The organism is Brassicibacter thermophilus (assembly GCF_055378355.1).
Genome location: NZ_AP042446.1, coordinates 2,471,787 through 2,486,727, shown reverse-complemented (window position 1 = coordinate 2,486,727; position 14,941 = coordinate 2,471,787). Strand labels below are relative to the sequence as shown.

11 protein-coding genes are annotated in these 14,941 nt (G+C 30.8%); 8 read left to right on the top strand and 3 right to left on the bottom strand.

Annotated elements, in window-relative coordinates:
• The first annotated feature begins 23 nt into the window (after positions 1-23).
• From ACZ41D_RS11915 to ACZ41D_RS11895, 5 genes are all read left to right on the top strand, one after another.
• Positions 24-1,781, top strand: coding sequence for a 5'-nucleotidase C-terminal domain-containing protein (locus ACZ41D_RS11915; protein ID WP_464151631.1), 1,758 nt, complete (start codon positions 24-26; stop codon positions 1,779-1,781).
• A 184-nt stretch (positions 1,782-1,965) separates the two neighbouring features.
• Positions 1,966-3,294 carry a histidine--tRNA ligase gene (gene hisS / locus ACZ41D_RS11910; RefSeq protein WP_464151630.1) on the top strand — a complete coding sequence of 443 codons (1,329 nt, stop codon included), beginning with the start codon at positions 1,966-1,968 and terminating at the stop codon, positions 3,292-3,294.
• A 553-nt stretch (positions 3,295-3,847) separates the two neighbouring features.
• Positions 3,848-4,207 (top strand): Na-translocating system protein MpsC family protein, encoded by a 360-nt coding sequence (locus ACZ41D_RS11905; protein ID WP_464151629.1) that lies wholly within the window; start codon positions 3,848-3,850, stop codon positions 4,205-4,207.
• Positions 4,208-4,366: 159 nt separating this feature from the next.
• On the top strand, positions 4,367-8,311 hold the full coding sequence (locus ACZ41D_RS11900; protein ID WP_464151627.1) for an Ig-like domain-containing protein: 3,945 nt from the start codon (positions 4,367-4,369) through the stop codon (positions 8,309-8,311).
• A 75-nt stretch (positions 8,312-8,386) separates the two neighbouring features.
• Positions 8,387-8,905 (top strand): Ig-like domain-containing protein, encoded by a 519-nt coding sequence (locus ACZ41D_RS11895; RefSeq protein ID WP_464151626.1) that lies wholly within the window; start codon positions 8,387-8,389, stop codon positions 8,903-8,905.
• A gap of 139 nt (positions 8,906-9,044) precedes the next feature.
• On the opposite strand, the gene ACZ41D_RS11890 is transcribed toward ACZ41D_RS11895, so the two are convergent.
• Entirely contained in the window at positions 9,045-9,305 is a 261-nt protein-coding gene (locus ACZ41D_RS11890) for a hypothetical protein (protein WP_464151625.1), read from the bottom strand.
• Positions 9,306-9,315: 10 nt separating this feature from the next.
• On the opposite strand from ACZ41D_RS11890, the gene ACZ41D_RS11885 reads away from it, so the two are divergent.
• The 3 genes from ACZ41D_RS11885 to ACZ41D_RS11875 all read left to right on the top strand — a co-directional run bounded on the left by ACZ41D_RS11885 (position 9,316) and on the right by ACZ41D_RS11875 (position 13,443).
• Positions 9,316-9,837 carry a hypothetical protein gene (locus tag ACZ41D_RS11885; protein ID WP_464151624.1) on the top strand — a complete coding sequence of 174 codons (522 nt, stop codon included), beginning with the start codon at positions 9,316-9,318 and terminating at the stop codon, positions 9,835-9,837.
• A 166-nt stretch (positions 9,838-10,003) separates the two neighbouring features.
• Positions 10,004-10,900: a DMT family transporter gene (locus tag ACZ41D_RS11880; protein WP_464151623.1), complete on the top strand. Its 897-nt coding sequence runs from the start codon at positions 10,004-10,006 to the stop codon at positions 10,898-10,900.
• 44 nt (positions 10,901-10,944) lie between these two features.
• Complete coding sequence (locus ACZ41D_RS11875) at positions 10,945-13,443, top strand: MBL fold metallo-hydrolase (protein WP_464151622.1); 2,499 nt, start codon at positions 10,945-10,947, stop codon at positions 13,441-13,443.
• Positions 13,444-13,532: 89 nt separating this feature from the next.
• On the opposite strand, the gene ACZ41D_RS11870 is transcribed toward ACZ41D_RS11875, so the two are convergent.
• On the bottom strand, positions 13,533-14,111 hold the full coding sequence (locus ACZ41D_RS11870; RefSeq protein ID WP_464151621.1) for a DUF3841 domain-containing protein: 579 nt from the start codon (positions 14,109-14,111) through the stop codon (positions 13,533-13,535).
• The gene (locus ACZ41D_RS11865) at positions 14,087-14,647 is read right to left on the bottom strand and encodes a DUF3841 domain-containing protein (RefSeq protein ID WP_464151620.1); all 561 of its coding nucleotides are present in this window, start codon (positions 14,645-14,647) and stop codon (positions 14,087-14,089) included. Before ACZ41D_RS11865 ends, ACZ41D_RS11870 begins: the two co-directional genes overlap by 25 nt.
• Between the last annotated feature and the right edge of the window lie 294 nt (positions 14,648-14,941).

The following is a 14,941-nucleotide window of genomic DNA, read 5'->3' as shown; positions in this document are numbered from 1 at the left end:
TTAATTAAAAGGGAGGATTAATAATGAGTTTTGGCAACAAAAAATTATTTTCATTTATTTTATCTATTGCATTAGTATTAAGTATGCTTATCATTCCTATTCAAGGAACAGTTTTTGCTGAAGATGCTGAAGCAACAAGTACTATAACTATAGTTCATACCAATGATACTCATGCTAGATTATTAGAAGGCAAGTATGATGGAATGGGGTTTGCTAAAATAGCAACTAAGGTAAAAGAAATTAAAGCTAATAATCCTAATGTACTTTTCTTAGATGCTGGTGATACATTGCACGGATTACCTATAGCTACAATTTCAAAAGGTGAAAAAGTAGTAGAACTTATGAATCTTATGGGATATGACGCTATGGTACCAGGAAATCACGACTTCAATTATGGTGCTGATAGATTATTAGAATTAGCTGAAAAAGCAGAATTTCCAGTATTAGCAGCTAATGTTAAAAAGCAAGAAGATGGTTCAACTATATTAAAACCATACATAATTAAAGAATTAGGTGGAATGAAGATAGGTATATTTGGAGTAACTACTCCAGAAACAAAATATAAATCTCATCCTAAAAATACAGAAGGATTAGATATATTAGACCCAGTAGAAACTGCAAAAGAAATAGTTAAAGAATTAAAAGAGCAAGAAGTAGATATGATAATATGTTTATCTCACGTGGGATTAGATGAAGACAGCGAAGTTAAAAGTTCTGATATAGCAAAAAATGTAGAAGGAATAGATGTCATCGTTGATGGTCACAGCCATAGTGTATTACCAGAAGGGGAATTAGTTGGTGATACATTAATAGTACAAACTGGAGAATATGACAAAAACTTAGGAATAGTAAATATAGAAATAAAAGACGGGAAAGTAGTAAATAAAACTGCAAGTTTATTTACTAAGGAAGAAGCAGCAGAATTAGAAGAAGACGCTGAAGTTAAAGCATTTATCGAAGGCATAGAAGAAGCAAATAACGAAATAACTTCAGTTGAAATAGGTGAAACTAAAGTAAAATTAGATGGTGAAAGAGAACATGTAAGAGCAGGAGAAACTAATCTAGCAAACATTATAACAGATGCAATGATTAAAGCAAGTGGTGCTGATCTTGCTATAACAAATGGTGGAGGAATAAGAGCATCTATAGAAGCAGGGAAAATAACTAAACTTGATGTCATAACAGTTTTACCATTTGGGAACCAGTTAACAGTATTAGAAGTAAAAGGTGAAGATATAGTAAAGGCTTTAGAGCACGGTACATCATCATACCCTGAAACAAAAGGAGCTTTCCCACAAGTTGGAGGAATGACATTTACACTAGACTTATCAAAGGAAGTTGGAAATAGAGTAACAGATGTTAAGATACAAGGAGAACCTATTGATTTAAATAAAAATTATAAATTAGCTACAAATGATTTTATGGCAGCAGGTGGAGATGGATATGAAATGTTTGTAGGATGCAAAGAAATTGCATTATATCCAGCACTAGACGAAATAGTTATGGACTATATTAGCGAATTAGGCGTTATAGATCAAACTGTAGAAGGAAGATTTACTGTAAAAGAAGCACCTGAAGTAGTAGAGGAACCTGTAGTTGAGCCAGTAGAAGAAGTAACAGAACAAGTTAAAGAAGAAACTTATGTAGTAAAAGCTGGAGATGTATTGTGGAAGATTGCTGAGAAATTTAATACTACATGGGAAAAATTAGCTGAATATAACAAGCTTACTAACCCACACTTAATATTCCCAGGACAAAAGATACTAGTTCCTGTAGAATAAAATCAGAATAAAAACTGGGGACGGTTCCGATGATATATTTATATCATCAGAGCCGTCTTTTTGATTTGTACTTGATTAAATTAATATTTTTGATAATATATTAATTAAGAAATTGGAATAATCATAACAAGTGGGTAGCAAGCAAGAACCGTCCCCACTTGCTAGTTGAACTGGAGGAATGAAAATGAAAAAGAATATTGTTAAGCCTTCTATTTTACCGGGTTTTATGGAACTATTGCCAGCTGATCAGATTTTGTTTAATAAGATGAAAGATACTATAAGAGATAATTATGAAAAATGTGGGTTTATTCCTTTAGATACACCTGTTATAGAAAAGGCTGAGGTATTGCTTGCTAAAGGTGGTGGAGAAACAGAAAAGCAGATATATGAATTTACTAAGGGTGGTACAGACATGGCTCTTAGATTTGATTTGACTGTGCCCTTAGCTCGATACGTATCACAGCATATGCCTGATATTACTTTTCCTTTTAGAAGGTATCAAATTGGAAAGGTATATAGGGGAGAGAGAAGCCAAAAAGGTAGATATCGTGAGTTTTATCAATGTGATATAGATATTATAGGAAATGGAAGTTTGAGTATTATCAATGACGCTGAAATACCTAGTATAATATATTCTACCTTTAAAGACCTAGGCTTTAAATCTTTTACTATTCACATTAATAACAGGAAGATATTGAACGGATTTTTTAATTATTTAGGTATAGATAATAAAGCAGATGTATTGAGGATAATAGATAAGATAGACAAAATAGGGGCAGAATCTGTAAAAGAAGAATTACATAAAATAGGAGTAGAAGATGAAGCTATATCAAAGATAATGGAATTTATTGCGATAAAGGGAAGTAATGACGATATATTACTTAACTTAAATAAACTAGGAATTTCATCTTCAGAGTTTGAACTTGGATTAGAAGAATTGTCAAAAACTGTACATTATATAAGAACTTTTGGAGTACCCGAGGAGAACTTTGTTATTGATTTAAAAATAGCTAGAGGATTAGACTATTATACTGGTACAGTTTATGAAACATTCTTAAATGACCATCCAGAAATAGGCTCAGTATGTTCAGGAGGAAGATATGATAATCTAGCAGAATACTATACTAAGCAAAAGTTACCTGGCGTAGGCATATCTATAGGTCTTACTAGACTTTTCTCTCAGCTTAAGGAAACAGGTATCTTAGGAGATCTTATGAATTTGCCTTCTACCATGACTGAGGTTTTAGTAGTACCAATGGATGAGGATTGTGTAGATTATTCTATTAGTGTAGCAGGTAAACTTAGAAATAGCAAAATAGTATCTGAAGTATATATGGAAAATGTTAAGCTAAAGAAAAAACTTAATTATGCTAACAAACTAGGCATACCGTATGTTATAATCATTGGTGAAGAAGAAGTTAATAGTAATATGTTAACTCTTAAAGAAATGAGTACTGGTGAACAGTCAAAGCTTTCAGTAGATGAGGTAGTTGAGAAATTAATGAATAAATAGGAAAATGAAATAAGATTAAGAATATAAACGGATATTTCCACACATTATTTGTGGGAGATATCCGTTTTTTATAAATTGTAGAATTGTGTTTTAAAGTATTTTATTAAACCTTTCAAATTTCTTCCTTATATAAAAATAATATATTTGGATATCTTTACTAAAATTATTGATGGTGCTATAATACAAGTGAGATATTAACTAATGATATTCACAAAATTCTACAAAAATCGTTATATATACATAACATAATAATGAATAATAGTAAAGAATTTAACAAAATTACTACAAAGACAATATTTTGTAGTAAGATTTTTATATATTAAAATATTATATAATACAAATGTTTTCATAAAATGATTAAATTAAAGTCTAAAAGAAAAGTTTTTTATAAAGCCAGCACAAAAACGCAAAAAAGCACAATACATATTATTCATCGTTAAAACATTAGATGTGATCAATAAATATTGATTATCGTCTAATTTTTTATCTAAATCTTTGATTAGATGTAGCCTTCTGCATGCTAGTTAAAGATTGGGCAAGGAGATGAAAATATATGGGAGCTGTTCTATATAATGAATTAAGTTTAAGAAAAGAAATTGAAGACTGTTTCAAATCATTTATGGCCAAAAATTTCAATAAAGGCCCTAGGTTAGCTAAAGTAATTACTTCAGATGACTATGCTATAGTATATTGTAAAGATTATCTTACTCCATTAGAGAAAAATGTTGCAGTAGATGATGAAGGTAAATATTATATTAAAATGATAAGAAGAAAAATAGTTAATGAATATAAAGATATGATAAAAAAAGAAATTGAGGAAAAAACAAATAGGAAAATATCTAAGATTTACTTTGATTGTGATATAGAAGATGATAGCTTATGCTGTACAATGTTTTTTGAGAAAAATTCTTAGAATGGCAGGTGGAAAGAAGCACTTTGCAGCTTGAAGCAAGCCTTACTCGTAATACTTTATGAGTGAGGCTTGTTTTTTTGAGGAGGTGATGGACAAAATAATTAAATATATTTATCTTAGACCAACATAACAAAAAATAAAAAGGAAGGAGTAATGTCAATGCATAATAAGATTTTTAGAAAAATTTTTTCTGTATTACTTTCATTGATTATGGTCTTATCAATGAGTATAGTATCATTTGCAGACATACCAGATATTTCTAATCATTGGGCAAAAAATGAAATCGAATATCTAACATCAAAGGGAGTAATATCAGGATATCCAGATGGTGAATTTAAACCTGACAAGACTATTACAAGGGCAGAATTTTTTAAGATTATAAACAAGGTATTTGGCTATTCTGATAAGGCTAAAATATCTTTTAGTGATGTAAAGAATACTGATTGGTACTATGGTGAAATACAGAAAGCTATAGAGGCTGGATATGTTAATGGATATCCAGACAATACCATAAGACCTAATGGTGAAATAACAAGACAAGAAGCAGCAAAGGTTATGGCTATTGCCTTTGGACTTGATGAAGAAAAATCATATTCATGGGCTATATTTAAAGACAATGGTAGTATAGCTACTTGGGCAAAAAACTATGTAGGCGTAATATGTGATAAAGGTTTTGTATCAGGTTACAAAGATGGAACATTTAGACCTGAAAACAAACTTACTCGTGCTGAAGCAGTAAAAATGATATCAAATGCAGCATCAGCATTGTACAATGTATCAGGTAGTTATACAGAAAATGTAAATGGAAATGTTGTAGTAAATACAACAGATGTAACTTTAAAAGATATGACAATAAACGGTGATTTGTATTTAGCAGAAGGAATTGGTGATGGAGATGTAACCCTTGATGGAGTTACAGTAAAAGGAAAGACTTTTGTAAGAGGTGGAGGAGAAAATAGTATACACATAAACAATTCTTCTCTTGGTGAAATAAAAGTAGCTAAAACTAAGAAAAATGTAAGAATAGTATTAAGTGGAGATATGACTATTCCTAGTTTAATAGTAGATGAAAATACAATAGTAGTTATAGGTGAAGGAGTAACTATAGAAAACTTACAAATAAACGGGCGAGCAAATATTGAACTAGCTGAGGGTGCTACTATAGAAAATGCAGTAGTAAATGCTCCTGATGTTGAAATAACTGGTGAAGGGAATATAGAAAGCCTTCAAGCAAACGAAGATGTAGTAGTAAATGGTGAAGAAGTAGAAAAAGGTAAAGAAATAGCAATTGAAGAAGGCAAAGAAGCTGATGAAGAAGAAAAGTCTAGTGGTAGAAGTAGTTCTTCAGGTGGAGGTAGTTCTTCAGGTGGAGGATCAACACCTTCAGAAGAAGTAAAAGTAACAGGAGTAACATTAAATAAGACATCAGCAGAATTAACAGTAGGAGAGACATTACAATTAGAAGCAACAGTAGAACCAAGCAATGCAGATAACAAAGCAGTAACATGGTCAAGCAGTGATGAGAATGTAGCAACAGTAAGCAACGATGGATTAGTAACAGCAGTAGGTGTAGGTGAAGCAACAATCACAGTAACAACAGAAGATGGAAATAAGACAGCTACATGTAAAGTAGTAGTAATTCCAGAAAGTCCTACAATTGTACCTTTAAAAGAACAAACTGATGAAAGATGGCATGATGGTATATTGACCAAAGAAGAATTAGCCTCAATAACTGGAATTGACGGATGTGAAGAATGTAGGGATATATTCTTAGATATAAAAATACCATATGGTATTGGTACAGGTAGAGACATAAAGGACGAAGATGGGAAATATAGGTTAGATGGATACGAGGTAGTTCTCTACTTTAAAGATATTGAACGCAATATATTATATGAAACACATTCTTCTATAGATAAAGAAGATATAGCTGACAATAATATTATGAAAACACCTATTTTTGTTAATGATTTAGAGAAAATGTTTGAAGAAAGAGAGAACGGAGAAATATATCGTATCTATGCAAGTATAGTATATGGTAAAGATGGCCTGGAATTTGAAAGTGATCTTTCAGAAAAAGTTAAAGTTCAATATATAGAAGAAGCAGCAGTAGAAACACACGATGTTACATTCACAGCCATGTCTAAAGTATATGACCAAACAGTTGCAGATGAAATATATTATTATATACCAGGTGCGAAAATAACAATTGATGGTAACGGAATAAATAATGAAACAATATTTACAGATGATGATGGTAAGGCAACAATAAAACTTGCAAGTGGAACATATAACTATACAGTAACACATGAAGCTTATAAGGCTATTACAGATAATAATACATTTACAGTAGAAGATAAAGATATTGATATAAAAGTAATTATGGAAGAAAAAGAAGAGGATGAAGATGAAGTCCCAATAAGTAGTATTAGTATTAATCCTTCAAAATTGACACTTACAGTAGGCGAAACAAAAACTTTAACAGCAACAATTAAGCCTGAAAATGCAACAAATAAGAATGTAACATGGTCAAGCGATAATCCAGATATAGCAAAAGTAGACAATAACGGAAAAGTAACAGCAGTAGGTGTAGGTGAAGCAACAATCACAATAACAACAGAAGATGGAAATAAGACAGCTACATGTGAAGTAACAGTAATTCCAGAAAGTCCTACAATTGTACCTTTAAAAGAACAAACTGATGAAAGATGGCATGATGGTATATTGACCAAAGAAGAATTAGCTTCAATAACAGGAGAACCTGAAGAAGATAGGGCTATATACTTAGATGTAAAATTACCAAAAGGCATTGGTACAGGTAGAGAAATAAAGGATGAAGATGGAGAATCCAGGTTAGATGGATACGATGTAGTTCTCTACTTTTTTAAAGATATTGGATACAATAAATTATACGTAGCACATATTGGAATATGTGAAGAAGATATAAATAATAATATGAAGAGAATGCGTATTTCTGTTAAAAAATTAGAGAAAGTATTAAAGGATGGTAAAACATATCGTATCTATGCAAGTATAGTATATGGTAAAGATGATTTAGTATTACAAAGTGACCTTTCAGAAAAAGTTGAAGTTAAATATAGTGAAGAAATAATACCAGTAGAAACACACAATGTTACATTCACAGTTAAGTCTGAAGTATATGACCAAACTGCTGCAGATAAAGTGTACTATTATATACCAAATGCAGAAATAACAATTGAAGGAATTAATGATGACCCAATATCTACTGATGATAATGGTAAGGCAACAATAGAACTTGCAAGTGGAACATATAGCTATGCAGTAACACATGATGTATATAAAACTTATAGGGACGATTTCACAATAAACGATAAAGATATTGATATAGAAGTAATTATGAAAGAAGGAAATAAAGATGAAGTTCCAGTAAATAGTGTTAGTATTAGTATTGAAAAATTGACACTTAAAGTGGGCAAAACAAAAACTTTAACAGCAACAATTGAGCCTGAAAATGCAACAAATAAGAATATAATATGGTCAAGCAGTGATGAAAGTGTAGCAACAGTAAGTGACGATGGGTTAGTAACAGCAGTAGCTCTAGGTGAAGCAACCATAACAGTAACAACTGAAGATGGAAACAAGAAAGTTACGTGTGAAGTAACAGTAATACCAGAAAGTCCTACAATCGTACCTTTAGAAAATCAAACTGATAAAATATGGCATGATGGTGTATTAACCAAAGAAGAATTAGACTCAGTAACTGGCGAATGTGAAGAATGCAGGGTTATATTCTTAGATGTAGAATTACCAAAAGGCACTGGTACAGGTGGAGTCATAAAGGATGAAAATGGAGAATACAGGTTAGATGGCTATAATGTAGTTCTCTACATTTTTAAAGATATTGCCCATGATATATTATACACATACAAAATTCATACTAGTATATATCAAGAAGATATAGATAATAAAATGATAAAAATACCTTTTAATGTTAATTATTTAGAAAAAATATTTGAGAATGGTGAAACATATAGTATATATGTACTTATACAGTATGATAAAGATGGTTTGGAATTAGAAAGCGACCTTTCAAATGAAGTTAAAGTTGAATATAAAAAATAAATAATACCAGTAGAAATATACAATGTTACATTCACAGTTATGTTTGAAGTATATAACTAAACTGTTGCAGATGAATTGTACTATTATATACTAAATGCAGAAATAACAATTGAAGGAATTAATGATAGCTCAATATTTACTGACAATAATGGTGAGGCAATAATAAAACTTACAAGTGGAGAATATAACTATACAGTAACACATGATGTATATAAAACTGTTACAGACACATTCCAAATAGATAATGAAGATATTGAAACAGTAATTATGAGAGAAAAAGATGAAGAAGAAATTACAGTAGGTAAAACAGAAACATTAACAGCAACAATTGAGCCTGAAAATGCAACAAATAAGAGTGTGACATGGTCAAGCAGTTATAAAAGTGTAGCAACAGCAAGCGACGGGTTAGTAACAGCAATATCTCCAGGTGAAGCAACAATAACAGTAACAACAGAAGATGGTGGCAAAACAGCTACATGTGAAGTAACAGTAAAATCGAAAGCACCAGCAAAAGAAGCAAGCTTAGAATCAATAGAAAGCTATGGAATGCACGAAGGAGTAATCTATGAAGGTTACAGGTTAAAAGATAACTAAGGAAAACAAATAGGCTTAGTAGCAAGTAACATTGAGAGCATGACAGTATTAGAACCAAATGCAACAGAAGTAAAAGCACTAACCGTAGGAGACGACAATGATCATATCTATGGTTTAACGTAGAAAAAGAAGAAGGAGACTACGTATACATAGTAGTAACAACAGAAATAGTAGTAACAACAGAAGGAGAAACATACACAGCAACATTAGATTGGAATAAAGAAATAAATGCAGTAGAATTCACAGCAACAGGAAAAGAAGGAAATAGACCAGGTACTAATGACACATGTGTAGAATACGAATTAAAAGATGGCGAAGATAGAGTATCCTTAAAAGAAGAAGTAAAGCTAATAGCACAAAAAGACAGTGAAGGTAAATGAGTAGAATTAACACCAAACACAGACGAAACATTGTGGTTTAAGAAATATAAAGCAAGTGGAACCTATGAGTTTTTCGTAGTAATCAACGAAGGCTCAATGTACAAAGTAACATTAACATTAAATTATAAACTTGATATAAATGGATACATTACAGGAGAAGCTAAAAGAAATCTAGAAGCACAAAGACCGGGTGAAGGTGGAACACTAGGCGTTGGTTATTATGCAGTAGGTGTGGCACGCCCAAGTGAAAATGCAACTTATGTTAAATGGAGCGGGAAATTAAGTTGGGTACCAGACTATGATTATAGTGGAGTACAAGAAGTGAGTAAATTTACAGGCAATACAGGAGTATATTGGTATCATAAAGTAGCAAAAGAAGTGGATGAGAATGGAGAATTTAAAGAAGGCACGGGTAATTGGATACCTATATCTTCTGAAACTAGTTATGAATACACAATAGAGTGGTATGATGGAAACCTAGAAGATAATGGAAAATTAATATCAATAGACACATTTACAGTTAAAGTAGTAAATGAATCAAATGAAGTTTAGAATTTAAAAGAGCCCTATGGGTAAAGTTGAACTAGACTTACCTGTGGGGTTTTTTAGTGCACTTTTATTTCACCACAAAAAAATTACACCCAACAAACAAAAACTGTTATAATAATATTGTTCGTATATTTAGAGTATCTAAACTTAAAAAAATGGGGGCTATGATATGATTCAGGCACATTTTGGAGAAATTACAGCACTTATTACTGCAGTGTTTTGGACTATTACTGCTACTTCGTTTGAGTTAGCTGGTAGGAAGGTAGGATCATTATCAGTAAATTATATAAGACTGATAATAGGATTTATTTTAATCAGTTTGTATACGACTTTTACGCGAGGGATGTTTTTACCATTAGATGCTGCACCTAAAGCATGGTTTTATCTTAGTTTATCTGGACTTGTAGGTTTTGTAATTGGGGATATGTTTTTATTTCAAGCATATGTGGAAATTGGTTCTAGGATTTCTATGCTTATAATGGCTTTAGTACCACCTATTACAGCATTTTTAGGATATATAACTATGGGAGAAGTACTTACAACTTTAAATCTCATAGGTATGATTATAACTATTTCGGGTATTGCTTTAGTTGTTTTAATGAGAAATCCAGAAGGGAAGAATTTAAAGTTTTCATATTCTGTAAAAGGCATATCTTATGCATTTATAGGTGCACTGGGGCAATCTTCAGGATTAGTGCTCAGTAAGATGGGGATGGAAAATTATAATCCCTTTGCTGCTACACAAATCCGTATAATAACAGGGATCATAGGATTTACTGTAGTTTTCTTTTGTATGAAAAGATGGGACAAGTTAAAAGAAGCTTTAAAAAATAAAAATGCTATGAAGTATATAACAATAGGATCTATATTTGGACCATTTTTAGGGGTGTCTTTTAATTTGTTAGCTATACAGTATACCACTACAGGAATTGTTTCTACCATAACATCTATAGTTCCAGTACTTATCATACCTTCCTCAATACTTATTTTGAAAGAAAAAGTATCACCTAAAGAGATATTTGGAGCAGTTGTTACAGTATTAGGGGTATCGTTGCTTTTCATATAAGAAGAATTAATCACGGGCAACCACAGTAAAAGGAGGGGATGGTTGTGAGTAATCCAATAAATTTATCTTTTTTAGGTGGGGCTTATGAAATAGGGGCAAGCTGTATACTTGTTCAAATTAACAATAAAAATATTTTATTAGATTGTGGAATAAGACAAAGCAATACTAAGGATGTGCTTCCTGATTTTAGGACTATTCAAGAAAAAGGTGGAATAGACGCTATTATTATAAGTCACGCTCATATGGACCATACAGGTGCATTGCCTGTTATAAGCAAAGAATATCCAGATGCTAGAATATATATGAACAATATGACTAAGGATTTAGTAAGGGTTTTACTTTATGATAGTTTAAAGATAATGAACAATAGAGAATCTGAGATACCTTTATATGCTGAATCAGATGTACTAAATATGTTATCTAGGGTTTATACAATTAATTATGCAGTGGAGAGAGAAATACTAGAGGGAGTAAGACTTATCTTTTATCCTGCTGGACACATAGCAGGGGCAAGTGCAGTATATATAACTACAGAAAGAGGAAGCTTATTTTATTCGGGAGATTTTTCATTAATACCTCAAAAAACTGTAGATGGTGCTAAAATTCCTAAGTTAAGGCCAGATGTTGCCATACTTGAATCAACTTATGGAGATAAGCTCCACAGTAATAGGCAAGTAGAGGAAGATAGACTTGTTGATACAGTAAAAAAATGTATAGATAATAATGGAAAAGTACTTATTCCTGCATTTGCATTAGGAAGAGCTCAAGAAGTTTTGCTTATACTTAAAAAAGCTATCAACACTAAAAAAATTAAAGCTGTAAAAGTATATGTAGATGGTATGATAAAAGAGATAAATAGGATGTACAAATACAACCCTTTGTACTTAAAAAGTAGTTTAGGCAAAAAGATATTAAAAGGTATAGAACCTTTTTATGATGACAATATAGAACCTGTGCTAAAAAAAGAAGACAGAGAAAAAATAGTTAAAAAAGATGGACCTTGTATTATTGTATCTAGTTCAGGTATGTTAACAGGTGGACCTAGCCAATACTATGCAGAATATATAGCTTCTATGGAGAATGGACATATTATCATTACAGGATATCAAGATGAGGAATCTCCAGGTAAGAGGCTTTTAGAATTATTAAATGATGATGAAAAAGAGAAGTCCTTAGAGATTAACGATAAGATAATTCCTGTAAAATGCAAAATAGAAAAGGTAGGCTTATCAGCTCATGGTGATAAAAATGAAATCAAAGCGTTAATAAATAATTTAAGACCTAAGAATATTTTCTTTGTACATGGAGACCAAAGTATAATAGAGGAATTGTCTGGAGAGGTTCAAAAAGAATATTTTGGTAGAGTATATGCTCCTAGATGTGGTGAACATATAGAATTAGGGATAAATATACCAAGAAAACAAATAAAAAAGAGACTAGAATTTAAACTAAGAGAAAAAGAAGAAATAAGCGAAGTAAATATAGAAAAATTGTGGAAATTTGTTTTAGAAAATTATAAAGGCAGACTTTTTACTGTTGAAGAGCTTTTAATTATATGGAAAGGAAATATAAATATAACAAAAGATGAAATAGAAAATTTACAACATATATTAATAGATAGTGTATATTTTGAAAATGATTTGAGAAGGTTTTTTATGTTTAAGGCGAAAAGCAGGTCTGATGTAGAAGAACTATTAAAGCCTAGAGAACTAAAACCAAATGAGATTACAGAACTAGTTAATCAATATTTTAGTGGATATGATTACAAGAAAGCAAGTATTATGTATGATACAAACACTATAGTACTTAACTTTGATTTCCCAAAAGCTGTACCTTCATCTATTTTTGAAGTAATTGGTAAATTTCAAGATAGCGTTCCAAATTGGAAGGTAAAAATAAATGAAAATACTAATATCAATGCTGCAGAAGATATAATAAAGGAAATTATAGAAAATGATGCTATAAAGAAAATTTCTCATTATATTAATGAAAATAAAGTAGTAGTAAAACTTAAAACATTGGATAAGGATTATCAAAAGGAAAAAGAAGACTTTAAGAAAAGAACGGGAATTGATTTAGTTTTATTTGATGATAATAAAAAAGATGTATTAGAAGAAAATGAGTCTAATATCTTTAAAAGTGGAAATACAAATAAAATGGAACAAAATCAAGCAATGGCATATATTGATGATAGCTTTTTTGAAGAAGAATTTAAGCCATATAAAAAAAGTATAAAGGGTAAAAATTATATGGAACTTTCTTTTATATCACCTGTTGTAGGTAAAAGATATAGCGACAAGATAGCTAAGCTGGCAAAAGAAACTGGATGGGATATAAGTATTTCTAATTCAGTAAATCAAAATGAAGTTATTTCTTGTGCTAATAGATTGTGCAATAAAATAGGCATATCTTTGAAAAAAAATCCTTCTTTCATACCAAGCAATTTAAAGGTAGTTATAAAACCAAATGATATAGATGAAAATAAGCTAAAGGAAATAAAAAAGATATTTGACTATATTACAGGATGTAGTTTAGAATGGTAGCATTGCCATAGGGGTGCCAGGGGTGTCACGGGTGTCATGGGGACGGTTCTTCTGGTCTGACCAGAAGAGCCGTCCCCGTGGCAAAAAAACTATGGTAAAAGTATCCATTCTTTTTTTATTTCCCATAAGCTAGCTTGAAATGGTTCGGAAGGTAGCCCTTGTTCTTTTATTAATTTATCAAACCTGAATAAGTTGTCCCAGCTTTTTTTTACTTCTGATTTTAAGTGAGGATAAAAAGGTTTAGTGAAAATATCTGCTTCATTTTTAATATTATATACCTCAAGTTTTTTATTAAATCTTTCCTCATCTTTGTTGTCTTTAGGCAAATATTTCAGGTTTAAAATTTTATTCCAATCTTCCATTTTGAAAAAAATTACTTCTTCTATAGGAACCTCTAAAGTAATTAAGTAGGCGTTATCATAATTACCAGCGTATTTAGATTCTGTAAATGCCCATACTGGATATTCTGCATTTTCAGGTTTAGTAACAATAGCTTGAGCTTTATTTTTAAACCAATCATAACATTCTAAAAATATATGTGAAACTTCTTTGTATTTTCTTTCTATGAATTCTCTTTTTACATAGCTAACGCCATTTTTTTCGATAGTTTCTATAACTACAGGGGATTGAGAAGTATATAATTTTATTTTATTATATTTACTATCCATTCTTTTTTTACCTCCCAAATAGTACCTTGCCTTAGATCAGACAAATAATATGAATTATCAAATAATCTATCCCAGCTTTTGATTATTTCCCTCTTAAGCACAGGATAAAAATTACTCATATACGCTTTTGAGTCATCAGATAATCCATATTTCTTCAATTTTTTGTCATGTTCTTCTTCATCTTGTTTGCTAGTAGGGACATACCAGTAGTTAACAATCCTATCCCATTTTTCAACATCCATTATAATCAATTTGTCTTCATCAACTAATAATTCTAATATAACATTTCCTTCAACAGGCTGAAGCATATAGTCATTACTTACAGAAACCCATATAGGGTACTTAACGTCGTCAGGCTTTGGAACGATATTTTGTGCTTTTCTTGTATACCAATTATAAACATCTAAATATAAATGAGAGCAATCTTCCATCTTTTTAGTGATATATTCTTCTTTTACGATATATCGACCTTCTTTTTCTAATATATTTAGTATATCTTCATGCTGCCTTGTCCAAACTTTTACTTTATTTCCCATATTGCAACCTCCTTACTTTAATTACAATGCTCTGAAATATAAACTTTTAGGGAGACTTATTTAAGTCTTATTATCATAAATAGTGCTTAAATACTGGAACAGGCAAAGTTTATATTTCATAACAATCTAAAAATTTTAACTTGTTTATCTATATTTTATTCTAATTTACTGGTTTGTATCAATAAGGAAATTGTATAGTAATATAGGTAAACAAGTTTTAAGTGCTTTAAGGAAAAGTATTAAAATCGTGCTTGAAATAGTCAAAATTGTCATATTAGTTGTAACATTTATATT